Annotated in this window: 25 protein-coding genes; 10 read left to right on the top strand and 15 right to left on the bottom strand. The window is 67.9% G+C overall.

Annotation, left to right across the window (positions count from 1 at the left end; translation table 11 throughout):
• Window positions 1-753 precede the first annotated feature (753 nt).
• Window positions 754-1,752 (bottom strand): TadA family conjugal transfer-associated ATPase, encoded by a 999-nt coding sequence (locus P0W64_RS02930; RefSeq protein WP_275478564.1) that lies wholly within the window; start codon window positions 1,750-1,752, stop codon window positions 754-756.
• On the bottom strand, window positions 1,749-2,837 hold the full coding sequence (gene ssd, locus P0W64_RS02925) for a septum site-determining protein Ssd (RefSeq protein ID WP_275478563.1): 1,089 nt from the start codon (window positions 2,835-2,837) through the stop codon (window positions 1,749-1,751). Before ssd ends, P0W64_RS02930 begins: the two co-directional genes overlap by 4 nt.
• Before the next feature lie 181 nt (window positions 2,838-3,018).
• Between ssd and P0W64_RS02920 the strand changes: the two genes are divergently transcribed.
• The gene (locus tag P0W64_RS02920; RefSeq protein ID WP_275478562.1) at window positions 3,019-3,843 is read left to right on the top strand and encodes an HAD-IB family hydrolase; all 825 of its coding nucleotides are present in this window, start codon (window positions 3,019-3,021) and stop codon (window positions 3,841-3,843) included.
• A gap of 450 nt (window positions 3,844-4,293) precedes the next feature.
• Here P0W64_RS02920 and P0W64_RS02915 read toward each other — a convergent pair whose 3' ends face one another.
• From P0W64_RS02915 to P0W64_RS02895, 5 genes are all read right to left on the bottom strand, one after another.
• Window positions 4,294-5,028 carry an oxidoreductase gene (locus P0W64_RS02915; protein ID WP_275478561.1) on the bottom strand — a complete coding sequence of 245 codons (735 nt, stop codon included), beginning with the start codon at window positions 5,026-5,028 and terminating at the stop codon, window positions 4,294-4,296.
• Between the two features lie 107 nt (window positions 5,029-5,135).
• Window positions 5,136-6,866, bottom strand: a complete 1,731-nt coding sequence (locus P0W64_RS02910; protein WP_275478560.1) for an ABC transporter ATP-binding protein — start codon at window positions 6,864-6,866, stop codon at window positions 5,136-5,138.
• Window positions 6,866-7,810, bottom strand: coding sequence for an ABC transporter permease (locus P0W64_RS02905; RefSeq protein WP_275478559.1), 945 nt, complete (start codon window positions 7,808-7,810; stop codon window positions 6,866-6,868). Before P0W64_RS02905 ends, P0W64_RS02910 begins: the two co-directional genes overlap by 1 nt.
• Entirely contained in the window at window positions 7,803-8,729 is a 927-nt protein-coding gene (locus P0W64_RS02900; RefSeq protein ID WP_275478558.1) for an ABC transporter permease, read from the bottom strand. The genes P0W64_RS02905 and P0W64_RS02900 overlap by 8 nt, the downstream gene beginning before the upstream one ends.
• 89 nt (window positions 8,730-8,818) lie before the next feature.
• The gene (locus P0W64_RS02895) at window positions 8,819-10,429 is read right to left on the bottom strand and encodes an ABC transporter substrate-binding protein (RefSeq protein ID WP_275478743.1); all 1,611 of its coding nucleotides are present in this window, start codon (window positions 10,427-10,429) and stop codon (window positions 8,819-8,821) included.
• A 322-nt stretch (window positions 10,430-10,751) separates the two neighbouring features.
• On the opposite strand from P0W64_RS02895, the gene acs reads away from it, so the two are divergent.
• The 5 genes from acs to P0W64_RS02870 are packed head-to-tail and all read left to right on the top strand — an operon-like array spanning window position 10,752 to window position 15,913.
• Complete coding sequence (gene acs, locus P0W64_RS02890) at window positions 10,752-12,698, top strand: acetate--CoA ligase (protein WP_275478557.1); 1,947 nt, start codon at window positions 10,752-10,754, stop codon at window positions 12,696-12,698.
• A gap of 44 nt (window positions 12,699-12,742) precedes the next feature.
• The gene (locus P0W64_RS02885; protein ID WP_275478556.1) at window positions 12,743-13,576 is read left to right on the top strand and encodes an ABC-2 family transporter protein; all 834 of its coding nucleotides are present in this window, start codon (window positions 12,743-12,745) and stop codon (window positions 13,574-13,576) included.
• Entirely contained in the window at window positions 13,569-14,381 is an 813-nt protein-coding gene (locus tag P0W64_RS02880; protein ID WP_275478555.1) for an ABC-2 family transporter protein, read from the top strand. Before P0W64_RS02885 ends, P0W64_RS02880 begins: the two co-directional genes overlap by 8 nt.
• Window positions 14,378-15,319 carry an ATP-binding cassette domain-containing protein gene (locus P0W64_RS02875; protein ID WP_275478554.1) on the top strand — a complete coding sequence of 314 codons (942 nt, stop codon included), beginning with the start codon at window positions 14,378-14,380 and terminating at the stop codon, window positions 15,317-15,319. The genes P0W64_RS02880 and P0W64_RS02875 overlap by 4 nt, the downstream gene beginning before the upstream one ends.
• Window positions 15,320-15,331: 12 nt before the next feature.
• A complete protein-coding gene (locus P0W64_RS02870) occupies window positions 15,332-15,913 on the top strand; it encodes a mismatch-specific DNA-glycosylase (protein WP_275478553.1) in 582 nt (193 codons plus the stop codon).
• On the opposite strand, the gene P0W64_RS02865 is transcribed toward P0W64_RS02870, so the two are convergent.
• Window positions 15,910-17,199, bottom strand: coding sequence for an MFS transporter (locus P0W64_RS02865; protein WP_275478742.1), 1,290 nt, complete (start codon window positions 17,197-17,199; stop codon window positions 15,910-15,912). The genes P0W64_RS02870 and P0W64_RS02865 overlap by 4 nt on opposite strands.
• Window positions 17,200-17,419: 220 nt before the next feature.
• Between P0W64_RS02865 and P0W64_RS02860 the strand changes: the two genes are divergently transcribed.
• Window positions 17,420-17,881, top strand: coding sequence for a phage holin family protein (locus tag P0W64_RS02860; RefSeq protein WP_275478552.1), 462 nt, complete (start codon window positions 17,420-17,422; stop codon window positions 17,879-17,881).
• A gap of 16 nt (window positions 17,882-17,897) precedes the next feature.
• Window positions 17,898-18,863: an alpha/beta hydrolase gene (locus tag P0W64_RS02855; RefSeq protein ID WP_275478550.1), complete on the top strand. Its 966-nt coding sequence runs from the start codon at window positions 17,898-17,900 to the stop codon at window positions 18,861-18,863.
• 77 nt (window positions 18,864-18,940) lie between these two features.
• Here P0W64_RS02855 and P0W64_RS02850 read toward each other — a convergent pair whose 3' ends face one another.
• Genes P0W64_RS02850 through nth form a run of 4 tightly spaced genes read right to left on the bottom strand, consistent with a single transcriptional unit; the run spans window position 18,941 to window position 22,252 of the window.
• On the bottom strand, window positions 18,941-20,137 hold the full coding sequence (locus P0W64_RS02850; RefSeq protein WP_275478549.1) for a MarP family serine protease: 1,197 nt from the start codon (window positions 20,135-20,137) through the stop codon (window positions 18,941-18,943).
• Window positions 20,134-20,853, bottom strand: coding sequence for a CoA pyrophosphatase (locus tag P0W64_RS02845; RefSeq protein ID WP_275478548.1), 720 nt, complete (start codon window positions 20,851-20,853; stop codon window positions 20,134-20,136). Before P0W64_RS02845 ends, P0W64_RS02850 begins: the two co-directional genes overlap by 4 nt.
• Window positions 20,850-21,497, bottom strand: a complete 648-nt coding sequence (locus tag P0W64_RS02840) for a TlpA disulfide reductase family protein (RefSeq protein WP_275478547.1) — start codon at window positions 21,495-21,497, stop codon at window positions 20,850-20,852. Before P0W64_RS02840 ends, P0W64_RS02845 begins: the two co-directional genes overlap by 4 nt.
• A complete protein-coding gene (nth, locus tag P0W64_RS02835; RefSeq protein WP_275478741.1) occupies window positions 21,494-22,252 on the bottom strand; it encodes an endonuclease III in 759 nt (252 codons plus the stop codon). Before nth ends, P0W64_RS02840 begins: the two co-directional genes overlap by 4 nt.
• 126 nt (window positions 22,253-22,378) lie before the next feature.
• Here nth and P0W64_RS02830 point away from each other — a divergent pair, with 126 nt between their 5' ends.
• Both P0W64_RS02830 and P0W64_RS02825 read left to right on the top strand, forming a co-directional pair.
• Window positions 22,379-22,600, top strand: a complete 222-nt coding sequence (locus P0W64_RS02830) for a hypothetical protein (RefSeq protein WP_275478546.1) — start codon at window positions 22,379-22,381, stop codon at window positions 22,598-22,600.
• Window positions 22,601-22,767: 167 nt separating this feature from the next.
• Window positions 22,768-23,442, top strand: coding sequence for a Crp/Fnr family transcriptional regulator (locus P0W64_RS02825; RefSeq protein WP_275478545.1), 675 nt, complete (start codon window positions 22,768-22,770; stop codon window positions 23,440-23,442).
• A gap of 63 nt (window positions 23,443-23,505) precedes the next feature.
• Here P0W64_RS02825 and P0W64_RS02820 read toward each other — a convergent pair whose 3' ends face one another.
• Genes P0W64_RS02820 through P0W64_RS02810 form a run of 3 tightly spaced genes read right to left on the bottom strand, consistent with a single transcriptional unit; the run spans window position 23,506 to window position 24,984 of the window.
• Window positions 23,506-24,333, bottom strand: coding sequence for an MBL fold metallo-hydrolase (locus tag P0W64_RS02820; RefSeq protein ID WP_275478544.1), 828 nt, complete (start codon window positions 24,331-24,333; stop codon window positions 23,506-23,508).
• 22 nt (window positions 24,334-24,355) lie between these two features.
• The gene (locus P0W64_RS02815; protein WP_275478543.1) at window positions 24,356-24,823 is read right to left on the bottom strand and encodes a RidA family protein; all 468 of its coding nucleotides are present in this window, start codon (window positions 24,821-24,823) and stop codon (window positions 24,356-24,358) included.
• Window positions 24,820-24,984, bottom strand: a complete 165-nt coding sequence (locus P0W64_RS02810) for a hypothetical protein (protein ID WP_275478542.1) — start codon at window positions 24,982-24,984, stop codon at window positions 24,820-24,822. The genes P0W64_RS02815 and P0W64_RS02810 overlap by 4 nt, the downstream gene beginning before the upstream one ends.
• Between the last annotated feature and the right edge of the window lie 225 nt (window positions 24,985-25,209).

Below are 25,209 nucleotides of genomic sequence, written 5' to 3'. Positions count from 1 at the left end.
ACATCGAATCGATACCGTGGATCGGAACTCTCCTGGATCTCGTAAGCGTTGATCCGTGACGGGCTCGCAGGGTAGATAAACTCGTTGATTGTCGGTAACAAAATAACCCCTACCTCTACCTCTGTCTATACCCCGAGATGTAGCTGCGACATGATATCAGACGATCCGACCACGGGCCTCGTGGATTTCTCGACGTTTGAAGGGAAACGATTGCGCGGCTGGTTCGTCTAATTGATGTGAGGGCTGATAGGTTCAGCCAGGGAGCGAAGGCCCTTCCGCCGCGTTGGGTGGAGACCTGGGCGTGGCCCGCGGTGCAGATCTTGGCGTAGGAACACCTATACGGCCGAACTGAACCGCCGGACGGGGGGCGGCGCTCCGATGAATGTCAGCGGTCACGAGATGCTTGAGGATTCGCTTCTCGTGCTCGGTTGCTTCTTGCTGCAGGGGACTGCACGCGGCGGACGAGTGTCTTGGAAGCCGTTGCAGTGACGAAGGTTTCGGCGTCCCAACCGGTACGAGCGCGGAGCTTCGCAGCTATAACCACCATCTCCGCAGGGGCCGCCTGCGCGGGGGATGTCACGGAGCAGTTTGGGGGCGCGGCGATGCCCCCGGCTGAACAGTTGCCGCGTTGACTGAGACAGAACAAGTTCATAACGAACCGTCCAGGGTGTCTGACACATCAGATAACCCCGTCTCAGACGATGACGGCTCGCCCACCTCGTCCTCTGCGACAGTCTGAGACACGCGGTGACACTATACAGATAAGATCGCTGCGGCGAGCTGAGAATGCCATGCCGCCCGCGTCATACCGCCGAGCGCCGCGAGCGCCTCGAGTCTTGCCGGCACCTCCGTGGGCGAGTTGGCGTGTACCGTCCCGGCGCCGCCGTCGTGGCCCGTGTTGAGCGCGGTGAGCAGGTCGATGACCTCGGCGCCGCGGACCTCCCCCACCACTATCCGGTCCGGTCGCATCCGGAGCGCCTGCCGCACCAGGTCGCGGACGGTGACCTCCCTTGCGCCCTCCACGTTGGCGCCGCGGGCGAGCAGCGAGATCACGTGGGGATGAACCGGATTCAGCTCCCGTGCGTCTTCCACGCAGACGATCCGTTCGGCGGGTGCGACCTCGCCGAGCATGCCGTTGAGCAGCGTGGTCTTCCCGCTCCCTGTACCGCCGACGACCAGGAACGCGAGGCGCGCCCGCACGATCCCCTCGAGCAGTGCAGCGACCTCGGCGGGGACCGCCCCGGACGCAGTGAGCGACCTGAGCGTCTGAGTCGCCGGGCGCAGGACGCGCAGGGAGATGCAGGTCCCGTTCTGCGCCAGCGGCGGGAGCACCGCGTGCAGCCGTATCCCGGTTCCGGAACGAGCTGCGCCGGGCAGGTGCCCGTCGACCCAGGGCTGAGCATCGTCGAGCCGACGTCCCGCGGTCAAGGCGAGCCGAGTGGCCAGGCGACGCACCGCCGCATCATCCTCGAGCCGCACGTCCGTGCGTTCGAGCCCTCGTCCGCGGTCGACCCATACCCGGTCCGGCCCCACCACCAGAACGTCTGCAACGTCCGGGCGCGCCAGTAGCGGGTCCAGCCGCCCAGCGCCAACGAGCTCCTTCTCCAGGTAGGCGAGCCCGTCGAGCAGCTCCGAATCACCGAGGACTCCACCGCATTCCGCGCGTAGCGCGTCAGCCATCACCTCCGGCGTCAGTCGCGTGGGGTGCAGCGCCAGCCGGTCTCGGACGCGGGAGAGCAGATCGCCGGTCATGCGACTGCCCCCGCCCCAGAGCGCTGAGCGCGACCGCGGACACCGTCGAGAACCCGTCCCGCGGCGTCCGCCAGGGGCGAGCCCCTGCGCAGCCGGAGCCCGCCACCGTCGACGGAGGCGTCGAGCCCGGGCTGCGCACGCATGGCCGCTAGGACCGGCACACCGACGGCCCGCTCGACCTCCACGGCTCGCAGGCCACCCGGTGCGGGGCCGCGGACGACGAGGCGCAGCGCTCGCGCACGGGTCCCGAGCGCGTCGGCGACGACGCGGCTGGCAGCGCATCCGCGGAGCGTGGCCGCCGTGACGAGAACGCATAGGTCCGCGACCTCCAGGCAGGCCGCAGTCACACCGTCGTCCCGTCTGGGCAGGTCTACGACAGTGATCCCCACGCTACGGCGGCCGGCGTCGAGGACCGCGAGCACGGCCTCTGTGCCGATATCTGCGCCGCCACGTCCAGCCGAGAGCACCGCGAGCTCGTCGGCGCGGCCGGGCAGGGCGGCCACCAGTGCCCCGGACGGCACCTGGCCGCCGCGCAGCGACAGATCCGGCCACCGCAGACCCGGCATGTCCTCGCAGCCGAGCAGTAGGTCGAGACCTCCACCCCACGGGTCGGCGTCGACGGCCAGCACACTGAGGCCACGTGCCGGGGCCGCCAGGGCCAGCGCGGCAGCGAACAGCGATGCACCCGCCCCACCGTGTCCACCCAGCACGGCCACCACCTGGGAGGTCTCGGCACCGTCGGCCTCGTGGCCCGACAGGAATCGGGCCAACGCACGCAGATCCTCCGGCAGCGCGAACACCTGCGCCGCCCCGAGGTGCATGCCGAGCCGCAACTCCTCGAGCCCTGCGTGCGCGCACACCACGGCTACCCCGTCGCGTCTCGGCAGCCGCACCTCGCCGACCGCAGCGATCAGCTCCCGCGCCGCATCGATGTCGACCACCAGGCACGATGTCGTCGCCCACAGACTGCGCGGCTGCCCCAGATCGACATCGACCACGGGCCGCGCCGCTGCGGCCGCCGCACGTGCGACACCGTCGGCCAGTTCCGGCCGCCGCACCGCTACCCCGATCCCACTCGTTCGCATGCCACGACCATGCACCCGATCACTGACGGCAGCGCCCCGGCAGCAGCCGACCTGTGTACCGGACGGCGGGCATACGCGCCGCTGTGAATGAACAGCTCGCGGCGGGCCCGGCCCATCGGTTGCGTATGGCATCATGCGCGGCTGCCGTCCCGGCCCCCAACCGGACGGTAGGGTGAGGGCCGTGAGTGCCCCCGATATCGGAGTCCCCGCACGTCGCGTGGCCGCGTTCTTCGACCTCGACAAGACGATCATCGCCAAGTCGTCGACCATGGCGTTCTCGAAACCGTTCTTCGAGCAGGGCCTGATCAACCGGCGCGCGGTGCTCAAGTCCAGCTATGCGCAGTTCCTCATGCTGCTCACCGCCGCCGATGAGGACCAGATGGATCGCATGCGCGACCATCTCACGCAGATGACCGCCGGCTGGGATGTCGAACAGGTGCGCTCGATAGTCCGCGAGACGCTGCACGACATCGTGAACCCGCTGGTCTTCGAGGAGGCCGCAGACCTCATCGTCGGTCATCACACCCGCGGGCACGACGTGGTGATCGTGTCTGCCTCCGGCGAGGAGATGGTGCGGCCGATCAGTGATCTGCTGGGCGCGGACTACTCGATCGGCACGACGATGGCGGTTGACGACGGCAAGTACACGGGAGAGCTCGACTTCTACTGTTTCGGCGAGAACAAGGTCACGGCTATGCGCGAACTCGCCGAGCGCAATGGGTACGACCTCGACCAGTGTTTCGCCTACTCGGACTCCATCACCGACGTACCGATGCTCGCGGCGGTCGGGCACCCCACCGCCGTCAACCCGGACCGGCCGCTGCGTCGCGAGGCGAGTGAGCGCGGGTGGCCCGTGCTGTCGTTCTCCAACCCCACACCGCTCAAACACCGCATCCCGACGCCCTCGCGGACTTCGGTACTCACGGGATTGGGCCTTTCAGCTGCGGCTGCCGCTGCCGGCGCCGTGACATATGTTCTGCTGCAACGGAATCGGGACTCGCAGTAGAGAATCTTCGATTACTTCCGGCGAAGTGCTTGATGTGACGGCGGTCACAAGGTACAAATAAAGCACGGAGCGGCGCAAGGCCAGATCCTCACCGGAAGAGAAGGTCGAGGATCCCCGGAACGCCAAGGCTCCTAGCACGGACACCAGGCACCCACGCGGAGCGCGCCGCAAAGAGGCAGAAGCGTTGTGGGCCTGCGTTATTCGGGACCGTGGTCAGCACGGGCCGGAGCAGTCGGACTGCACGGCCCTCATCCCGGACGACGCCGAGGCCACCTACACAACCCACCTAGCACGCTTGGTAACCGGGATCCGTGCTTGCGAACGGCGATTCGGACCCGTTCTGAGGAGCGCACTGAACTCCATCCCAGTGCGAATTCCCTCAGCGCAGGCCGGGTCGCCGTTGCGCGTGCGCAGGCGGTAAGGCCACCGAGCGTCCGCGGTCGCCTGTCTCTACCTCTCCGCGATCGCGAGACCCTCGCGCGCGCCGGCTTCAAGGGCGGAGCAGCACAGTGTCACCCACGCGACGACCCCGTCCTCGCTCCCCGTTCCGAACGCGTCGGCGGCGGACGCGTACCCACTCGCGAACTTGAGCCACGTGGTCTCCGGGATCCCCAGCGCGTGCGGGTCCAGCCCGGACGCGACGGTCACCAGCCGGGACGCGGCGCGGGCGACGACACCGTCGGCCGTCCCGAAAGGACGCAGCGACAGGATCTCCCCGTGCACGACCGCGGCGAGGACCGGGGCGGCTACCGACGTCCCGCCGGTGACCAGCTGAGACAGCAGTGCCAACCGATCCCCGGCACCTGGCCGCGGCCGGCCGAGTTGCTCGGGATCGTCGACCAGGTCCGCAGCGGCCAGCGTGTGCAGCCGCGCCAACACCTGGAGCGGCGCGCGGCGCCACACCCCGACGGTGCCGTCGAGGGCCGGCGTGTCGATCGCCTGCGCAACCCTCATGGCCCCCGCGAACACGGGATCGTCGACATCGGCGTCGCGCGAGAGATCCACGACGCCGCCGTCCAGGGCAGCAGAGGCGCGTGCGCCACGTAGCGACGACTCGGTGGCCGCGGCACCCCACTCCCGACGGTTGGCGGGGTGCCGGTGCACCTTGCCCAGGGCCTCACGCGCGGCAGCCGCGGCATCGGCCACTGCCGGCATCGCAGCGAGCGGGGCGAGAGGATCGGTCACGGTGCACAAGCCTAGAGGTAGGCGCCCCACCTCCCGAACACGCCTCGGTCGGCGTCGCGAGCGTTCACATGGCGATCGCTGCGCTGACAGAGGCGTGTTGCGGACGTTCAGCCGGCGAGCTCGATCGAACCACCCGGGATCGAGTCGAGAAGGTTGCGCGTATACGCGGACTTCGGATTCGCGTACACCTCCTCGGTGGTGCCGAAGTCGACGACCTGGCCCTTCTGCATCACCACGACGTCGTCGGCGATCTGCCGGACCACCGCAAGGTCGTGGGTGATGAAGACGTAGCTGAGTCCGAACTCGCTCTGCAGCCGATTCAGTAGTGTCAGGATCTGCGCCTGCACCAGCACGTCCAGCGCGGAGACCGCCTCGTCGCACACGACCACCTCGGGATTGAGCGCCAGCGCTCGGGCGATCGCCACGCGCTGTCGCTGTCCGCCGGACAGCTCGTTCGGGAATCGCTCCATCACCGACTGCGGCAGTGCCACCAGGTCGAGCAGTTCCTTCACCCGCTGCACCCGCGACTTCGAGTCGCCGATCTTGTGTACCCGCAGGGGTTCCGCGATCGACCGGAAGATCGAGTACATGGGGTCCAACGACCCGTACGGGTTCTGGAAGATGGGCTGTACCCGCCGCCGGAACTCCTTCGCTGCGCCACCGGACAGCGTCGCGACGTTCGCGCCATCGAAATCCACCGTCCCCGACGTGGGCTTCTCGAGGCCGAGCACCATCCGGGCCACGGTCGACTTGCCCGAGCCGGACTCGCCGACGATGGCCGTCGTCGTGCCCCGCCGCAACGTGAACGACACGTCGTCGACGGCGCGGAACGCCGTTGACTGGAACGGCAGCTTGCCGCGGATGGGGAAGTCTTTCACCAGGTTCCGCACGACGATGACGTCGTTCGGCCCCTGCGCGCCCGCGGCGTGCAGTTCCTCTGCTACCGAGCTGTCGCCGGCCTCGACAGCCAGATCGGTCGCGGGGTTCGGGGTGCTCGGCGTCGAAAGCCGACGCGATGCCAGCGACGGTGCCGCGCGCACCAACCGCTTGGTGTACTCGTGGTGGGGGTCCTGCAGGATCTCCAGCGCCGGCCCCGATTCGACGATCCGTCCCTTGTACATCACCACGAGGTGGCTGGCCCGCTCGGCGGCGAGGCCGAGGTCGTGCGTGATCAGCAGGACGGCAGTGCCGAGCTCAGCTGTCAACGTGTCGAGGTGGTCGAGGATCTGCCGCTGCACGGTCACATCCAGCGCCGAAGTCGGCTCGTCCGCGATGAGCAGCTTCGGCCGGCAGGCGAGGCCGATCGCGATCAGTGCGCGCTGGCGCATGCCGCCCGAGTACTCATGCGGGAACTGGTTGACGCGACGATCCGCGTCCGCCATACCGGCCTCGCGCAGGAGCTCGATCGCCCGCGCACGAGCGTCCTTCCCCTTCGCGGCGCCGTTCGCCTCCAGGGTCTCCTGGATCTGGAAGCCGACGCGCCACAACGGATTCAGGTTGGTCATCGGATCCTGGGGCACCAGGCCGATACCGCTGCCCCTGACCTTCTCGAAATCCTTCTGTGACGCCTGCGCGAGGTCCTGCCCGTCGAACAGGATCTCACCTCCGGTGACTCGGCCGGTGCCGGGGAGCAGCCCCAGCACCGCAGCCGCGGTCGTCGACTTCCCCGAACCGGACTCCCCCACGATCGCGACCGTCTGGCCGGGATACACCGTGAGGCTCGCGCCCTGCACCGCGTTCACCTCGCGCCCCTGAGAACGGAACTGCACCTGCAGGTCCTTGATGTCCAGCAGCGGCTGCACGTTGTTCTCCGTGCCCTTCTTGTTCGCGTCTGCCATCAGCGGGTCCTCGCCTTCGGGTCGAGTGCGTCACGCAGGGCGTCGCCGAGCATCATGAATGCGAGCACAGTGATCGCCAGCGCGGTCGCGGGATAGAACAGGATCGGCGAACCGCTGCGCAATTCGGTCTGCGCCGCGGAGATATCGATGCCCCACGAGACAGCCGTCGATGGGAGTCCGATCCCGAGATACGACAGCGTGGCCTCGGTCACGATGAAGATGCCGAGCGAGATGGTCGCGATGACGATGACCGGACCGAGCACGTTCGGGACGACGTGGGTGAACAACGTCCGGAATCGGGAGGCGCCCAGCGACTTGGCCGCGGTGATGAACTCGTCGCCCCGGATCGCGATGGACGCCGACCGCGCGATGCGCGCGATCTGTGGCCAGCTGAAGATCGCCAGAACGATCACCACCGTCATGACATTGCGGGTGGGGAAGGCCTGGAGAGTCACGACCGCGGCCAGGATCAGCGGGATGCCGAAGAAGATGTCGGACAGCCGCGAGAGCACCGAGTCGATCCAGCCCCCGAAGAACCCGGCAACCGTTCCGACCAGGCCGCCCAACACCACCACGACGATGGTGGTCAACACACCCACCAGTACTGAGGCGCGCGCACCGTAGATGGTGCGGGAGTAGATGTCGTAGCCCTGTTTGTCGGTACCGAAGAGATGGTGCGAGCTCGGCGGGTCCATCGACCGCGCCAGGTCCGCGTAATGCGGATCCTGATGCGCGAACAGGCCTGGGAACAGCACCACGACCAGGATCAGGACGATGAGCACGGCCGAGACGATGAATGCGGGCTTGGTCCGCAGCTCGCGCCAGGCGGATCGCCAGAACCCCGCCGGCTGGGCATCAGCGTCGACGGCGTCGATCGCGTCCACCTTCACCTCGTCGGGTGGCGCGACGAAGCGCTCCTGGCCCGGTTTGATGTTGTCAGGCATAGCGAATCCTCGGATCGAGTACGGCATACAGCAGGTCGACTACCAGGTTGCACACCAGGTAGACGAGCACCAGGACGGTGACGAACGAGACGACGGTGGGAGCCTCGCCGCGGATCAACGCCTGGTAGATGGTGCCGCCGACGCCGGGGATGTTGAAGATCCCCTCGGTCACCAGCGCACCCCCCATCAGCGAGCCCAGGTCGGCCCCGAGGAAGGTGACCACGGGGATCAGCGAGTTCCGGAAGACGTGCACGATGATCACGCGCCGCCGGGGCAACCCCTTGGCCGTGGCAGTCCGCACGTGATCTGCGGTGAGATTCTCGGCGACGGACGACCGCGTCAGACGAACTACATAGGCGAAAGACACTGCGCCGAGCACGAAGCCCGGCAGCAGCAGGTGATAAAGGTCCAGGTGGCCGCCGACGGTGACGGGGAAGATCCCCCATTTCACGCCGAGCACGAACTGGGCCAGGAAACCGATCACGAAGATCGGGATGGCGATTATGACCAGGGACACGAAAAGGATCGTGGTGTCGAACCACTTCCCCTTCTTGAGGCCCGAGATCACGCCGAAGAACAAACCGAAGACCGCCTCGACGACGAGTGCGATGAGCGCCAGATCGATGGTGACGGGCCACGCGCGCTTCATGACATCGATTACGGGCTGACCCGAGAACGAGTTGCCGAAATCGAGCGTGAACACGCCTGTGATGTAGTGGAGATATTGCAGGTAGAAGGGCTGATCCAGGTGGTACTGCGCACGCAGGTTCGCGATCACGGCTGGTGAGACGGGCTTGCCACCCGTCAGCGCCTGGATGGGATCTCCCGGTACCAGGAAGACCATGGCGTAGACCAGGAAGGTGGCGCCGAAGAAGACGATCACCGCCTGGCCGAGCCGCCGGAGGATATATCTCAGCATCTCGATGTTCCTATGCCGGAGGCAGGCCGCACCCGATGTCACATGCCGTCGCATATGACATCGGGTGTGGTTCCCGCACGATCAGGTGTTCAGGACTTGGTGACGTTCGGGTAATCCGGCAGGCCGTTCCAGGTCAGCTCAGCCTTGACTCCCTGCGCCGTGCCACCGGCCTGGGTGTAGTCCCACAGGGGAATCACCGGCAGGTCGGCGAGGAGCATCGCCTGTGCCTCGTTGGTGAGCTTGTACGAGGTCTGCGGATCCAGCGACTGCTCCGCGTCACGCAACTTGGCGTCGAAGGCCGGGTTGTCGTATCGGGCGTCGTTGGACCCGGCGCCCTTGGTGTACTGCGGACCGAGGAACTCGATCATCGACGGGTAGTCCCCCTGCCAGCCCGAACGGAACGGGGACTTCGCCACTCCCTTGACTGCGGCATCGCGGATCTGCTTGAACTCGGTCGTCGGTGCGCCGTGCGCGTCGATACCGAGGGTGTTCTTCAGCTGGTTACTCACCGCATCGATCCACGCCTTGTGGTCACCATCCGAGTTGTACGAGAACGCGAGAGCCCCCGACCACGGCGAGATCGCGTTGGCCTGCGCCCAAAGCTGCTTCGCCTTGTTCGGGTTGAAGTCCAACACGTCGTTGCCAGGGATCGAGTCGCTCCACCCGGGCAGGCCACGAGCCGTGAAGTCCTTGGACGGCGTCCGCAGCCCCTGGAAGATCGTCTTGGTGATCTCCGGCCGGTTGATGGCGAGCGAGATGGCCTGTCGGCGGAGCTTGCCCTCCTGCCCGCTGAAGTGGGGCAGGTAGTAGGGAATGGTGATCTGCTGATCACTGGCTGTCGAACGCGTCAGCGCACGATCGCCCAGATCCTTCTTGAAAGTTCCATAGGCGCTCTGAGGAATCTGCCAGAGCACATCGAGATTGCCCGCCTGCAGATCCGAGTACGCGGTGTCGAAGCTGGAGTAGAAGATGAACGACAGCCCGCCGTTCTTCGGAGCATCGGGGCCCTTGTAATCCGCGTTCTTCACGAGATCGATCCGCACGCTGTGCTGCCAGGCATCAGGCTTCGAGAGCTTGTACTGACCGTTGCCGACCGGGTGCTCGCCGAACTCCTTGGCACCCTCCTTGAAGAAGACGTCCGGCACCGGCTTGAACGGCGTGAAGCCCAACCCCAGCTTGAAGTCGATGTTCGGCTGCGTGAGCTTGACGGTGAACGTGTAGTCGTCGACGACCTTCAGGCCCGACATCTCGTGCACGGTCGAGTTCGGAGCATTGACGGCTTCATAGCCGTCGATTGGAGCGAAGAAGTCGTGCTGCAACTGTGCGTTCTTGGGATCGGCTCCGAAGTTCCACGCCTTGACGTAGTTCTCCGCCTTGACGGGCGTGCCGTCTGTGAACTTCCAGTCCTTCTTCAAGTGAACAGTGAAGTTCTGGTTGTCCTTCGTGTCGACCGATTCGGCGTTCGCCAACTCGGGCGTGCCATCCGCCTTATACGCGTAGAGACCGGTGAACAGGGCGTCGACCACGCGGCCACCCTCGTTCTCCGCCGTGTTGGTGGGCACCAGCCCGTTCTGAGGTTCGGACCCGTCTGCCTTGATGATGGCGTCGGAGCCCGTGCCCCCGCCGTCACCGGATCCCGCCGTGCTACATCCTGTCAGCGCAAGCGCGCCCACGGCGACTACTGCCACCGCGGCGCGCATACCGCGCGCACCCCTGAACTTCGATGTCACTGAACGTTCCCTCCAACCGAGTATCGCGGGCGCGAGTGTGCCCGCGTCCGAGTAGTGAAGCCGGCGCCCGGACCGGGCGAGTGGCCCGACCGGTCATTACCGGCAAGTAGGTGGGATCACCATAGACCCAGCACGCTCGAGGCGCGCGTCAACTCAATTTTTTCCCGCACCATGATCCGATGCAGGGAACCGGTGACACGCCGATGCCGCAACCGGTTGCACACCTGCCCGAGGCGACGGTTCTCGGGCAAACCCTTTCAGCGACCTACACCGCTTCCCTACGATGGAAGCCATGTCCTCAGATGCACCCGCCGTATACCCGCCGTCCGAAGAATTCGCAGCTCAGGCCAATACTCGGGGCCGAGAGCTGTACGACAGTGCCAATGCGGACCGGCTCGGCTTCTGGGCCGAGCAGGCGCGCCGCCTGAGCTGGGACACCGACTTCGGTGAGGTGCTCGACTGGAGCGGCGCGCCGTTCGCCAAGTGGTTCGTCGGCGGGCGGCTCAACGTCGCCTACAACTGCGTGGATCGGCACGTCGAAGCCGGAAACGGTGACCGGGTGGCCATCCACTGGGTCGGCGAGCCCGGCGACACTCGCGATATCACCTACGCCCAACTCCGCGGCGAGGTGTCCCAGGCCGCCAACTACCTCGCATCGCTGGGGCTCGAGGCCGGCGACCGCGTCGCGATCTATATGCCGATGGTTCCCGAGGCCCTCGTCGCGATGCTGGCGTGCGCACGGCTCGGACTCACGCACTCCGTCGTCTTCGCGGGCTTCTCGGCGACGGCCCTACGTTCACGCATCGATGACGCACAAGCCAAGGTCGTCATCACCACCGACGGGCAGTTCCGGCGCGGGAAGCCCGTACCGCTCAAGGCGAGCGTCGACGAGGCGATCGACACCGAAGTAGACGGGCGCACTGCCGAGACGGTCGAGAAGGTCCTCGTCGTGCGGCGCTGCAACAACGAGATCGACTGGCATGACCGGGACGTGTGGTGGCATGACACCGTCGGCCAGGCCGCGGCGGAGCACACCCCGGAGGCCTTCGACTCCGAGCATCCCCTGTTCCTGCTGTACACCTCGGGCACCACGGGTAAGCCGAAGGGCATCGTGCACAGCTCGGGTGGCTACCTCACGCAGGCGTCCTATACGCACCACTACCTGTTCGACCACAAGGCGGGCGAGGACGTGTACTGGTGCACCGCCGACATCGGATGGGTGACCGGACACACCTACATCGTCTACGGTCCGCTCTCCAACGGCGCCACACAGGTCGTCTACGAGGGCACCCCCAACTCGCCCACCGAGCACCGCCACTTCGAGGTCATCGAGAAGTACGGGGTCTCCATCTACTACATCGCACCGACCCTGGTCCGCACCTTCATGAAGTGGGGCCGCGCAATCCCGGACGCTCACGACCTGAGCTCGATCCGCGTGCTCGGCTCCGTCGGCGAGCCCATCAACCCCGAGGCGTGGCGCTGGTACCGCGACGTCATCGGCGGCGGGAAGGCGCCCATCGTCGACACCTGGTGGCAGACGGAGACCGGGGCGGCGATGGTCGCCCCCCTGCCGGGAACCACCGCATGCAAGCCGGGCTCGGCGATGGAGCCCATCCCGGGTATCAGCGCGAACATCGTGGACGACGACGGCAACCCCGAGCCCCGCGGCGAACAGGGGCTGCTGGTCCTCGACCAGCCGTGGCCGGCGATGCTGCGCGGCATCTGGGGCGACGACCAACGTTTCCGTGACACCTATTGGTCCCGCTACGAGAAGCAGGGCTGGTACTTCGCGGGCGACGGCGCGCGCTACGACGAGGACGGTGCCCTATGGGTGCTGGGCCGCGTCGACGATGTCATGAACGTCTCGGGCCACCGGATCTCCACCGCCGAGGTCGAATCGGCACTGGTAGGACACGCCGGGGTGGCCGAAGCCGCCGTCGTCGGCGCATCCGATGCGACGACAGGGCAGGCAATCGCCGCGTTCGTCATCCTCCGCGAAGGCGTCGACGCCTCCGACCCCGAGGCGCTCATCGCCGAGATGAGGGAGCAAGTGGCCAAGGACATCTCGCCGATCGCGAAGCCGCGCGAGATCAACATCGTTCCCGAGCTGCCGAAGACCCGGTCCGGGAAGATCATGCGCCGCCTACTCCGCGACGTAGCCGAGGGCCGCGAGCTGGGCGACACCTCGACCCTGGTCGATCCCAGCGTCTTCGAGGACATTCGCAAGCAGCGCGTCTGACGCGCCGCGCCTACGGGCGGTAGGTTCGAGTCACTGTGTCGACCGTGATCGCGCCTACCGCCCTCTCCGCGTATCGGCGCCTACTCCCCTACTGGCGGCTCACGGCCGCGGGTTTCGCACGGCAGTCTACGTATCTGCTGGCGGCTGCCGCAGGCTTGACCACGAACACGGTCTTCGCGTTCCTCAAGATGGGCATCCTGCTCGCCACTCTCCGCGCAGCGGGTGGCAGCGCGGGCGGCTACACGCCGGAGCTTATGGTCTCGTACATCTTCCTCTCGCAGGGGCTGCTCGCGGCGGTCGGCGCCTTCGGTGGCGACGGCGAACTGGCCGAACGCGTGCGCACGGGCGACGTCGCCGTCGACTTCCTGCGGCCCGTCGATGTGCAGTTGGCCAACCTCGCGGATTCGGTCGGCGGCGCGGTGTACAGCCTGATCCCGCGCGCGCTGCCGGTGGTGGCGGTCGGATCGGCCACCGGAATGATGGCCTGGGCGTCCGAGCCGATCGCGTACCCGCTCGGCGCCGCGAGCCTGCTCGCCTCGATCGTGCTCGGCCGGTCTCTACTGTACTGCGTTGCGGTGCTGGGATTCTGGCTCGTCGAGGTGCGTGGTATCCAGCTCTTCTACACGGTGGTGTCGACGTTCCTGATGGGGATGTTCGTACCGATCGGCATGTTCCCCGGGTGGCTGCAGGCACTGTCGACATGGACCCCGCTCGGCTGGATCCTGTTGCCTCCCTGCGATATCCTCTCCGGCCGTGTGCAGGTGTCCGACGGCGTGTCGACCGTCGGGATCCAGATCGCCTGGGTCACCGCGACACTCGTGCTCGGCACGGTGCTGACGCGGGCAGGCCGGCACCGACTGGAGGTGCAGGGTGGCTGAGCGGCCCGGATCCCTCGCGCCGTACCGTGCCGTGCTCGCGTCGCGGATCGCCTCCCAGACGGCGTACCGCCCATCTCTGGCCTTCGACCTGGTGACCGCGGTGATCCTGGGCGCGGTCGAGCTCGGTGAGGTGTGGTTGTTGTTCCACAACGCGACCGTCATCGGCGGCCTCACGTTCTCCGGTGTGCTGCTCGTGTTCGCGCTCGCGGACGGCTCGTTCTGTATCGCCGACGTGCTGTTCGGACATCTCGACCGGCTGCCGCGCTTCATCCGGCTCGGCCAGATCGACGTGTTCTACTTACGGCCACAACCGATCCTGCTGCAACTCATGACCGCGGACATCCGGATCAGTCGGCTCACACGGCCGCTCGTGAGTGCCGCCGCACTCGTATACGCGCTTACGCACAACGACATCCAGTGGGGGCCGGCCACCATCGGAATACTCGCGATGGCTCTCGTGTGCAATCCCGTGATCTACTCCGCGGTGTTCGTACTCGCGGCAGGACTGCAGTTCTTCCTGGTCAACGGCGGCGAGTTCACCAACGCGTTCGTGTACGGCGGGCGATACGCCTCTACGCAGCCGGCGTCGGTGTGGCCTACGGCCGTCAAGGTCACGCTGGGCTTCATGCTGCCGCTGGCGTTCACGGGTTACCTTCCCGCGCTGGTGATCCTCGGTCTACCCGGACAGGGTGCGCTACAACCGTGGCTCGCATGGCTCCTGCCGGCGGCTACCGTGTGGGTGGTGGCACTGGCCGCCGTGGCGTGGCGGAGCGGGCTGCGACACTATCGGGGAGCGGGCGGATGATCATCGAGGCACACGGACTGACAAGGACATTCGTACGGCACCGACTGCGCGGTCAGCACATCGTCACGACCGCGGTCGACGATCTGGACCTCGCCGTCGAACCGGGCGAGTCCGTCGGCTACATCGGTGCGAACGGCGCCGGGAAGTCGACGACCATCAAGATGCTCATGGGCATCCTGGTTCCCACGTCGGGCACGGTGCGCACCGTCGGTGTCGACCCGATCGGACGGCGGCGGCACGTCGCACAGCGGGTAGGCGCGGTGTTCGGGCAACGCTCGCAATTGTGGTGGGATCTGAGCGTCCTCCGTTCTCTGAAGATCCTGGCCGCGATCCACAGGATTCCCGACGGCGACGCTGCCCGCCGCTCGGACCGTCTCGGCGAGCGCCTCGAGCTGACCGGGTTCTGGGACAGGCCTGTGCGGCAGCTCAGCCTCGGCGAGCGGATGCGCGCGGAGGTCGCTGCGGCACTGCTGCATTCGCCCGAACTGCTGATCCTGGACGAGCCGACGATCGGGCTGGACGTCGTCAGCAAGCAGCGCCTGCGGGAGTTCCTCATCTCCGAGCGTGCCGAACGCGGTCTCACGCTGCTGCTCACCACGCACGATATGGGCGACGTCGAGCGGCTGTGCGAGCGGATCCTCGTGGTCGACCATGGCCGCAAGGTGTTCGACGGCACCGCTGCGGGCTTGGCCGCCACGGTCGGTGCCGGACGGGTACTGGTCGTCGACCTGGACCGCCCGATGCAGGACCTGACGAGCCTGCCGGGTGCGCGACACCTCGAGAGCGAGGCGGGCGGACTCCGTCAGCGGTTCGCTCTCGACGGCGACGTACCGGACGCCCTCGCCGCCCTGACCGCGCAGGTGGGGCTTCGAGACATAGCGATCGAGGAGCCGGACATCGAGGACGTCGTACGGCGTCTCTATGCCCGGAGCAGATAGCGGAGGCGCAGAATGGGATTCACGCGCGAAGAGCTGCTGGCGTACGCCGGTGCGGAGGTTCCGGATCTGTTGCCGAGCCCGTGCCGGCTACTGTTCGTCGGCATCAATCCGGGTCTGTGGACGGCCGCCACGGGCGCACACTTCGCCCGGCCGGGCAACCGCTTCTATCCCGCGCTAGCAATAGCGGGCATCGTCGGGCACGTGATCGACGCTTCGGACGGAATGCGGATGGAAGACCGCGAAACGCTGTTGCACAGCGGGATCGGCATCACGAACCTGGTGCGCCGCGCGACGGCAAAGGCCTCTGAGCTGACGCCCGAAGAGTTACGCGAGGGCGGCGAGCGGCTACGCGCAACCGTGCGAAGCACCTGCCCGCGCGTCGTCGCGGTCGCCGGAATCACGGCCTACCGCAGCGCTTTCCGCCAGCCGAAGGCGGTCACGGGAAGACAGCCACGGGATCTCGAGGGCGCGCAGTTGTGGGTCGTCCCCAACCCCAGCGGCCTCAATGCGCACGACACTGTCGACTCCCTCGCGCGCGCCTACCGGGCCGCAGCCGACGCCGCCGGGCTCACAGACCCTGGGGCCCGTCCCTAGACGCTCTCCAGCTCGACGTCACGGGTCTCGCGCATCGTCAGGAGCGCGACCAGCGTCAGCACTGCTGCCGCGGCGAGGTACACACCCACCCAGAAGACGCCGTACGACGAGACGAGCCATGTCGCGATGAAGGGTGCTATCGCTGCGCCCAGAATCGACGCGAAGTTGTAGGAGATGCCGCTGCCCGTGTACCGGACGTTGGTAGCGAAGAGCTCCGGCAACACCGCACTCATCGGCCCGAACGTCAGCCCCATGAGTCCGAGGCCGAGGATGAGGAAGAGCAACATGCCGCCCTCGCCCGTATCGGCCGGGTCCAGCAGCACGCCGAACGACAGGCCGAACACGATGATCGCCACCGTGATCACGATGAGCACGACACGTCGACCATAACGGTCTGCGAGCCAACCGGACACCGGCACGAAAGCGGCGAAGAACAGCACGGCGACCAGCTGTAACTCGAGGAAGTCGACGTACGGGATGGTGATCTTGCCGCCGCCGTGATCCGCGACCTTCCCCGTGCCGTACGAGGCGACCCAGGTCGTGACGATATAGAACAGCGTGTACGTGGCCAGCATGACGAATGTGCCGATGACCAGCGGGCGCCACGCCGTCCGCACGACCTCGCCGACCGGCGACTTCACGCGCCGACCCTCGGCCACCGCCTGCGCGAAGACGGGTGTCTCCGTCAATTTGAGCCGAACGTACAGCCCGACCACCACGATCACCGCCGACAGCAGGAACGGGATGCGCCAGCCCCAGGTGAGGAACGCGTGGTTGCTCGCCGCGGTCTTCGCGTCGAAGTCCATCGCCAGCATGATCAGGAGGAAGACGCCGTTGGCGAAGAAGAACCCGAACGGCGCCCCGAGCTGTGGCCACATCGCTGCCCAAGCCCGCCCGCGCTTATCCGCGGTCTCCGTAGCGAGCAACGCAGCACCGGACCACTCGCCGCCCAGCCCCAGGCCCTGACAGAAGCGCAGCAGCGCGAGGAGCACCGGCGCGAGGTATCCGACCTGGTCGAATGTCGGAAGCAGGCCGATGAGGAAGGTGGCGATACCCATCGTGAGCAAGGATCCGACCAGCGTCGCCTTACGCCCCACCCGGTCACCGAAGTGGCCGAACAGGATCGACCCGAGCGGCCGCGCGACGAACGCGAGGCCGAACGTGGCGAACGAGCTGAGCAGCGCCGCCGTCGAATCCGATTTGGGGAAGAAGAGCGTCGGGAAGACGAGGACCGCCGCCGTCGCGTAGATGTAGAAGTCGAAGAACTCGATAGTGGTGCCGACCATCGACGCGACGACGATGCGGCTTCGCTTGACGGCCGGGCGCGCCGCGACCGTCTCAGAAGGGTGATTCACGAAGAAGAAGCGTATAACGCCGGTCTTTGGACCCGCGCCAAGACCGGTGCAGAGACCGCCCGCGGGCGGCGACGGCGCGTCGACCGGGGTGCCGTACGCCCGCCCGGCGCCGACCTCTGGCACCATAAGGACGAACCCAAGGAGGACGACAGTGAGTTTGGACAGCACATCCACCACCGGCACGCCGCGAACCCTGTCGGCGATCCCCCTCTCCGACCCGTCGGTGACAGCCACCGGCGAGCCGAGTATCGGAGCCCTGGTGCGGGACGCCAGCGCGCAGGTCAGTTCCCTGGTCAGAGCCGAGGTGGAACTCGCCAAGGCGGAGACCGTCTCCGAGGTCAAGAAGGCCGTGACCGGCTCGGTGTTCTTCGTGATCGCCGGCGTCGTTCTGCTTTACTCGTCCTTCTTCCTGTTCTTCTTCCTCGGCGAGTTGCTCGATGTGTGGCTGCCCCGCTGGGCCGCGTTCCTCATCGTCTTCGCGCTGATGGTCGTCGTCGCTGTGGTCGCCGGCCTGCTCGGCTATCTCAAGGTGCGCAAGATCCGCGGCCCCAAGAAGACGATCGCCTCGGTCAAGGAAGTGCCCTCCGTGCTGCCTACCGGCAAGCGCGACTGACCAACCTGACGAGACGTTGACCGCTCCAGACCCGTCGACGGTACGGTTCACGGGCCCCTGGCAGCACCATGACGTGCGTGCGAACGGGATCCGCATGCACGCCGTCGAGTACGCCCCGGGCGGCGACGCGACCGCGCAAGGGCGCCCCCTCGTGGTCTTCCTGCACGGCTTCGGGGGCTTCTGGTGGAGTTGGCGGCACCTGCTGCCACAAGTGCACGACGCGGGCTTCCGGGCCGTCGCCGTCGACCTCCGCGGCTACGGCGACAGCGACAAGCCTCCCCGCGGCTACGACGGCTGGACCCTGTCCGGTGACGCGAGCGGCCTCGTGCGCGCGCTGGGCCACTCGAGCGCCGTACTCGTCGGCCACGCCGAGGGCGGCCTCGGTTGCTGGGCCGCGGCGACGGTACACCCACGCGCAGTCACCGCGATCGCCGTCGTCAGCTCACCGCACCCCATCGCGCTGAAGCGCTCTACGCTCCGCAACAAGGGACAGCGATCCGCGATGCTGGGACACATCACGTTCGCGCAGATCCCCCGGATGCCGGAGGATCGGCTCACCCGCGACGACGGCCAGGCGATCGTCGACCTGATCGCGGCCCGCAGCGGCTCAGCATGGCGCGATACCGCGGACTACCTCGAGGCCGTAGGCAACTACCGCAGCGCGATCCAGATCCCAGGCACCGCGCACTGCGCGTTGGAATACAGCCGCTGGGCGTGGCGTAGCCAGTTCCGGCCCGACGGCAGCCGCTTCATGAACCGCATGAACCAGCGGCTGCACATCCCCGTCCTGGCGCTGCGGGGCGAGGAAGACCCGTACATCCTCCAGCAGTCCGTGTACTCGAGCCACGACTGGGCCGTCGACTACCGTCCGCGCGAGATCACCGGCGCCGGCCACTACGCCCACGAGGAGGCCCCTGCCGACGCGGGTCCGCAGCTCGTGGAGTTCCTCCGCTCCCTACCCGGTCCGCGCCTGCTCGGCTGACCGGTCCATCTCTCGGCTCCTGGGGCCCGGCGGCGCCAGGAGAGCAATGCCTCCTCGCATACGCCGAGAAACGGGCGTCATCCCTCCGTGACGCACTGCCCCGTCGACACCCTGGAGGTGAGCGACGGAGCCTCGGTGAACGCTTGGCCCACCTGCTGCGCAGTCAGTGCGAAACCGGTGTCGGCGTCATCGACGGCGACGCCGAACACGACCCCGATCACCTGCCCGGCTGCGTTGAACAGCGGTCCGCCCGAGTTGCCGGGGCGCACCTGCCCTCGGATCGTGTACACCTCGCGACGCACCTCCCCGACGCGATAGATGTTGGCACCGTCGAGCACCTGCTTGGAGCGGATTCGCGCCGACGACAGCGTGAGCGGCCCACCGCCCGGATAGCCGAGCGCGAAAGCCGCGTCGCCGGTATGCGCCGCGTCGGCCGCTACGGGCAACACCGGCGCTCGCAGGCCCGGAACGGCGAGGATCGCGAGGTCGGTCTGCGGATCGAAGGCGACCGGGCGCGCCGGCAGCTCGCCCTCTGCGGTCCGTACCTGCAGTGCTGTCGTACCAGCCACGACATGCGCATTCGTCAGAATCCTGCCGGGCGAGACGACGAAGCCGGTCCCCTCGAGAGCTCGCTGGCAACCGGGCGCCTGGCCGTCGATGCGCAGGACCGAGCCGCGGACGCGCTCGACGACGGGATCGGACAGCGACATGACATCGGGCGGGTCGACGTCGATGATCGGCGTGCGGCCGAACGGGCCCAACACGTCGGGCAGTCCGGATGTGTCCACGACGCGCGAGAACTTCTGTGGCAGGTCTTTGACGAACTGCGGTGCGAGCCTGTCGACCTCGGCGAGCACGGCCGAACCGCGTATCGCGCGCGATACGACGGGAGTGGCGGACGACGTCAGCGGGATCGCCAGCAGCCACGCCGCGAGCAGCAACGCGATCGCCTGGACAGCGGCGCCGACGAGACTGTCGATGCGCCGCAGCGTGCGGGTGGGCAGGAAGCTGCGAGCAGCGCGCCCGAGCACCATGCCGGCGATCTCGCCGACGATGACCAGCCCCGCGAGCAGGCCGATCCCGGCGAGCAGGCGCATACGCGAGTCCTCGACATGGTCGATCACGTGCGGCGCGAGCAGGACGCCCGCCGCAGCGCCGAGGACGACACCGACGAACGCCATCGCCGACGCGACGGCGCCTTGACGGAAGCCCGAGACAGCGGCGACGACGACGCCTGCGAGAACGATGAGGTCGACCCAGGCGGAACCGGTCACGGCCGCCTCCGCTGCGCGGCGCGGCGCAGTTCGTCGCCGAGGTCCCGCACGTCTCCCGTATCCCAGGGGACCTCCCACCCGGCCGACGACAGGAGCGCGTTGAGCAGTCCACCCGTGAAACCCCACACGAGCATCGGTCCCACCGCGAACGCGGGACCGCGGTATCCCGCCTTGCGCACCATGAACCGGTGGGCGGGATCGAGCAGTTCGGCCAGCGGCACGCGGCGCACCAGCGCGGTCTCGCCCGGGTCGACGACCCCGACCTCGCTCGGGTACGTCGTGGTCGCGACCACGGGGGTCACGATGAACGAGGAGACCGGCACCTCGATCGGGTGCAGGGTCTGCAGTACGCGCACGCTCGCCGGGTCGATCCCGGTCTCCTCCTTCGCCTCGCGGAGTGCGGTGGCCACATCGTCGGAATCGCCCTCATCGCGCTTACCGCCCGGGAACGCGACCTGTCCAGCGTGCTGACGCAAGGCCGAGGCGCGCTGCGTGAGGAGGACGGTCGCGTCGGCGGGGAGCTCGTCGCCGTCGCCGGTGCCCTCGAACAGCATGAGCACGGCGGCCTTGCGCGGGCGCCGCACGCGCGTCAGAGCCGCGACCGCGCCGCCCCGGTGCCGCAGTTCGTCCTCTATCCCGTCGAGGCCGTGGGCCAGGGGCGAGAGCCAAGCCGGCAGGGCCGCAGCCGGCAGGGCCGCGGGTTCATGGGCGGTCATATCGTCACCCCCAGGGTGTCACGAACGACCTGGGCCACGTCGTCGGCCGACGTGAAGGGGCTGGCGTGCACCCCCGCCACACTGCCATCCGCGCGCAACAGGATCGTCGCGGGATACACGCGCGGCGCCTCCGCGGCTACGCCGACCCGTCCCTCCGAGTCCTGCACCCCCGGCAGATGCACCCCGAGTTCGGCCAGCAGGTCGAGCCCCGCGGCCTCGGCTGGATCGGCGTGCACCGTCAGGAGCGTGACGCGGCCCGCCGCGCGTTTCGCGGCCTCCGCGAGCGCAGGCAGCTCCACCCGGCAGGGCCCGCACCAGTACGCCCAGATGTTGAGCAGGGCCGGCTTGCCTGCGAGCATGCGCCCGACGTCGACCGGCCTCCCGTCGCCCATGCACGTGACCGTCAGGCCGGCCATCGGTCCGGCGGGGCGGGCCGCAGGGTCGACCGGATCACAGCTCGGCAGGGCCGCCTTGGCGCGCGACGCCGCGAGCTGTTCCGGACTCGCCGACGACGATGCCTGCGCACCCTCGTCCGGCGCAGGCGCGGACTGCTGGCGCGGCCAGATCGCGACGGCGAGCGCCACTACGACTATGGCGCAGACAACCGTCCAGCGAGCGGCGGGACCGAATCGCGGCGCGCTCACCGGGAGCCCCGGCCCGCACGCTGGGAGGCTGCGCGCGCGGACGCCTTCGCGGCCTTGGCAGCCTTCTCTGCGGACCGCTCTGCCGCCAATGCCAGCAGGTCGTCGCGCTCGGGCCCCTTGACCAGGGGGGCGGCCTCCTCGGGTGAGGTCGGCCCCGTGCCGTAGGACGGGCAGTCGGAGGCGAGCACACACACGCCGCACGCGGGCTTGCGCGCATGACACACACGCCGGCCGTGGAAGATGACGCGGTGCGACAACTGGGTCCAATCGCGCTTCTCGATGAGCTCGCCCACGGCGCGCTCGATCTTGACCGGGTCGGTCTCCTCCGTCCAGCGCCAGCGCTGAACGAGCCGGGAGAAGTGCGTGTCGACCGTGATCCCCGGGATGCCGAACGCGTTCCCGAGCACAACGTTGGCCGTCTTCCGGCCGAAACCGGGCAGCGTCACCAGGTCTTTCAAACGATCGGGGACCTCGCCGTCGAAGCGCTCCACGAGAGCCTGGCCCAGCCCGATGATCGAGCTGGTCTTGTTGCGGTAGAAGCCCGTGGGCCGGATGAGCTCCTCGAGCTCGGCCCGCTCGGCTCCCGCGTAGTCCGCTGCGGTTCGATACCGCGCGAAAAGCGCTGGTGTGACCTGATTCACGCGAACATCGGTGCACTGCGCCGAGAGGATCGTCGCGACCGACAGCTCCAGCGGGTTCGTGAAGTCGAGTTCGCAGTACACGTGGGGAAACGCGATCCCCAGACTGCGGTTCATGCGGCGCGCACGCCGCACCAGGGAAAGGCGGGACTCCTGCTCGCTCGGCACGAGAATCCATAGTAACGACGCGGCCCCGTAGGCATCGTTGCCGATCCGAGACCTTGGCTGTGTTTACTTACCCGCGTGCAAGGACTGATCGGACTGCTGTTCCCCGTGCTGCTGATGCTGTTCGCACTCGCCATGGAGAGAGTCGAGAGCCGCGTCACCGCTCCCGCGCGCCGCGCGACGCCGCCGCCGGCCGACGACGACCAACCCGACGTCGAGACACTCGCAACCATCGGCCTCCCGATAGCCGTCGACCTGCACGAACTCGATCACGAGCCCTCCGAGGCACAGGCCGGCTGACGCTCCGGCACAGCGGTAGGAATGCCTCCCAGGAACGGACACGGTAAGTTGGGGGCGGTGTGTGGATGTGGAATCGGCCACTCCGACCCCTCGGGCGCCAGTAAGCTCACACCGCCCAGAGTGCACACCCCTGCACTGACTACTGAACTCACAAGGAAGAGGTAACCGTGGACGAGGTCTTGGCCCGGGCCGGCATATTCCAGGGTGTCGAACCCAGCGCGGTCGAGGCGCTCACCAAGGATCTGATCCCGGTGGAGTACCCGCGCGGCCACATCATCTTCAACGAGGGCGAGCCCGGCGACCGGCTGTACATCATCCTCTCCGGCAAGGTGAAGCTCGGCCGCCGCTCGCCGGACGGCCGCGAGAACCTGCTCTCGGTCATGGGACCGTCGGACATGTTCGGTGAGATGTCGATCTTCGATCCGGGCCCCCGCACGTCCGGTGCCACCTGCATCACCGAGGTCCGTGCCATGACGATGGACCGCGAGGCCCTGCGCGCATGGATCCGCGACCGTCCCGAGATCGCCGAGCAGCTGCTGCGCGTCCTCGCCCGCCGGCTGCGCCGCACCAACAACAACCTCGCGGACCTGATCTTCACGGATGTCCCGGGTCGCGTCGCCAAGCAGTTGCTGCAACTCGCCCAGCGCTTCGGCACCCACGAGAACGGCGCCCTGCGGGTCACCCACGACCTGACCCAGGAGGAGATCGCCCAGCTCGTGGGCGCATCCCGCGAGACCGTGAACAAGGCACTCGCCGACTTCGCGCACCGCGGCTGGCTGCGCCTCGAAGGCAAGTCGGTGGTGATCACCGACTCCGAGCGGCTGGCGCGGCGCGCCCGCTAGACGACTCGGATGAAGAGGGCCGCCCCACATCACGTGGGGCCGCCCTCTTCGTCGTCCAGACACTCACCCCTGCGCGGCGAGATAGTCGAGCTGCGCCTTGACGGACTGCCTCGCCGCGGGCCACACCTTCTTGTCGACGTCGGCGTAGACCCGCTTCACCACCTTCATGGGCTTCGCGTCCGCCGCCTGCAGCCCGAGGTCGGCGAGCGTGGCACGTACCTGCTCGAGCCGATCGTGGCGATGTTCGATGTAGCCCTCGACGATGGGCCCGGCATCGTCGTGCTCAGGGCCGTGGCCGGGGAGCAGGATGCGCCCCCTCGCGTGCTCGGTGAGCAGGTCGAGTGACGCGAGGTAGTCCGCAAGGGTGCCGTCCTTGGTGTCGAGCACCGTCGTACCGCGGCCGAGGATCGTGTCGCCGGAGAGCAGCGCGCCCGGGCCCTCGCCCCCGTCTACGAGGAACGACAGCGAATCCGCGGTGTGCCCGGGCGTGTGCAGGACCGTCAGCTCCAGGCCGGCGACGGCAACCTTCTCCCCGCCCCGGAGCGGCGTCGCGGCACCCCGGCAGTACTTGTGCTTGTAGGCGCGAATCGGGCTGCGCGTCAGCTTCTCCCAGCGTTGCAGCCCGCCGGTGTGGTCACGGTGGCGGTGCGTCACGAGCGTCAGCGCGACAGTGCCGGCGGCCGCCGCGACGCGAGCCAGATGGCCTTTGTCGTCCGGTCCGGGGTCCACGACGACCGACTCCTTGCGGCCCGGCGCGCGCAGGATCCAGGTGTTCGTGCCGTCCAGCGTCATCGGCCCCGGGTTGTGGCACAACAGCACGGACGCGTTGGGGGTGACCCGCCTCAGCACCTTGTACGCGGGATGCTGCAGCGGCGCCGAATCCTCGCTCATTCCGCCAGGATAGTGCCGGACGTCAGTGGACGGCGACCACCAGCTCCACCTCGACGGGCGCGCCCAGAGGCAGCTCGGCCACACCGACGGCGGACCGGACGTGCCGACCCGCGTCACCGAAGATCTCGCCGAGCAGCAGGGATGCTCCGTTCAGCACGGCGGCCTGCGCCGAGAAACCCGGCGCGGAGGCCACGAAGCCTGTGACCTTCACTACTCGCTCGACATGATCGATACCCACCAGCGAATCGATCGCGGCAAGCCCATTGAGCGCGCACAGCCGCGCCAGTTCGACTGCGGTGTCGACGTGTACGACGCCCTCGGCGGTCTCAGACACCTTGCCGTGCACGCGCAGTTCGCCGTCGACGATGGGCAGCTGTCCTGCCGTGTAGATGAGGTCGCCGTGCCTGGTGGCGGGGACGTACGCCGCGAGCGGCGGCACGACCTCGGGCAGCGTGATCCCGAGCTCCGCGAGGCGCTCCGACCAGCTCACGAGATGGCCCGCTTCATATACGCGACGTGCTGCTCGCCGGTCGGCCCCGGCAGGACCGTGACCAGCTCCCAGCCGTCCGAACCCCATGTGTCGAGGATCTGCTTGGTCGCGTGGGTGAGCAGCGGGATCGTCGCGTACTCCCACGTGGTCTTGTCGCTCATCGGCGGCCTCCTTCGTCTCGCATGCGTTCACCCTATCGAGGAGGACGCGGGTTGCCTGCCCTATATGCTGCGCACGTGGTGTCGAGCGACGGAGCGGACCTGACGTCCGCCGCGGGCTGGCCTCCCGAACTGCTGCGGGCCCGTCTGCACCTGGTGTCCGGCAAGGGCGGGACCGGCAAGTCGACGGTGGCGGGGGGGGGGGGGGGCGCGGGGGGGGGCGCGGGG

The sequence above is a fragment of the Tsukamurella sp. 8F genome, from assembly GCF_029167375.1.
GTDB lineage: Bacteria > Actinomycetota > Actinomycetes > Mycobacteriales > Mycobacteriaceae > Tsukamurella.
The sequence above is the reverse complement of the archived record's forward strand: the minus strand, read 5'-3'. Positions and strand labels throughout refer to the sequence as shown.

Excerpts from the sequence above, each read along its gene's own strand:
- P0W64_RS02930 (WP_275478564.1), bottom strand. The coding sequence starts at position 1,752 with ATGACCGGCGATCTGCTCTCCCGCGTCCGAGACCGGCTGGCGCTGCAC.
- ssd (WP_275478563.1), bottom strand. The coding sequence starts at position 2,837 with ATGCGAACGAGTGGGATCGGGGTAGCGGTGCGGCGGCCGGAACTGGCC.
- P0W64_RS02910 (WP_275478560.1), bottom strand. The coding sequence starts at position 6,866 with ATGGCAGACGCGAACAAGAAGGGCACGGAGAACAACGTGCAGCCGCTG.
- P0W64_RS02905 (WP_275478559.1), bottom strand. The coding sequence starts at position 7,810 with ATGCCTGACAACATCAAACCGGGCCAGGAGCGCTTCGTCGCGCCACCC.
- P0W64_RS02900 (WP_275478558.1), bottom strand. The coding sequence starts at position 8,729 with ATGCTGAGATATATCCTCCGGCGGCTCGGCCAGGCGGTGATCGTCTTC.
- P0W64_RS02895 (WP_275478743.1), bottom strand. The coding sequence starts at position 10,429 with ATGCGCGCCGCGGTGGCAGTAGTCGCCGTGGGCGCGCTTGCGCTGACA.
- acs (WP_275478557.1), top strand. The coding sequence starts at position 10,752 with ATGTCCTCAGATGCACCCGCCGTATACCCGCCGTCCGAAGAATTCGCA.
- P0W64_RS02875 (WP_275478554.1), top strand. The coding sequence starts at position 14,378 with ATGATCATCGAGGCACACGGACTGACAAGGACATTCGTACGGCACCGA.
- P0W64_RS02870 (WP_275478553.1), top strand. The coding sequence starts at position 15,332 with ATGGGATTCACGCGCGAAGAGCTGCTGGCGTACGCCGGTGCGGAGGTT.
- P0W64_RS02865 (WP_275478742.1), bottom strand. The coding sequence starts at position 17,199 with ATGGTCGGCACCACTATCGAGTTCTTCGACTTCTACATCTACGCGACG.
- P0W64_RS02845 (WP_275478548.1), bottom strand. The coding sequence starts at position 20,853 with ATGACCGCCCATGAACCCGCGGCCCTGCCGGCTGCGGCCCTGCCGGCT.
- nth (WP_275478741.1), bottom strand. The coding sequence starts at position 22,252 with ATGAACCGCAGTCTGGGGATCGCGTTTCCCCACGTGTACTGCGAACTC.
- P0W64_RS02820 (WP_275478544.1), bottom strand. The coding sequence starts at position 24,333 with ATGAGCGAGGATTCGGCGCCGCTGCAGCATCCCGCGTACAAGGTGCTG.
- P0W64_RS02810 (WP_275478542.1), bottom strand. The coding sequence starts at position 24,984 with ATGAGCGACAAGACCACGTGGGAGTACGCGACGATCCCGCTGCTCACC.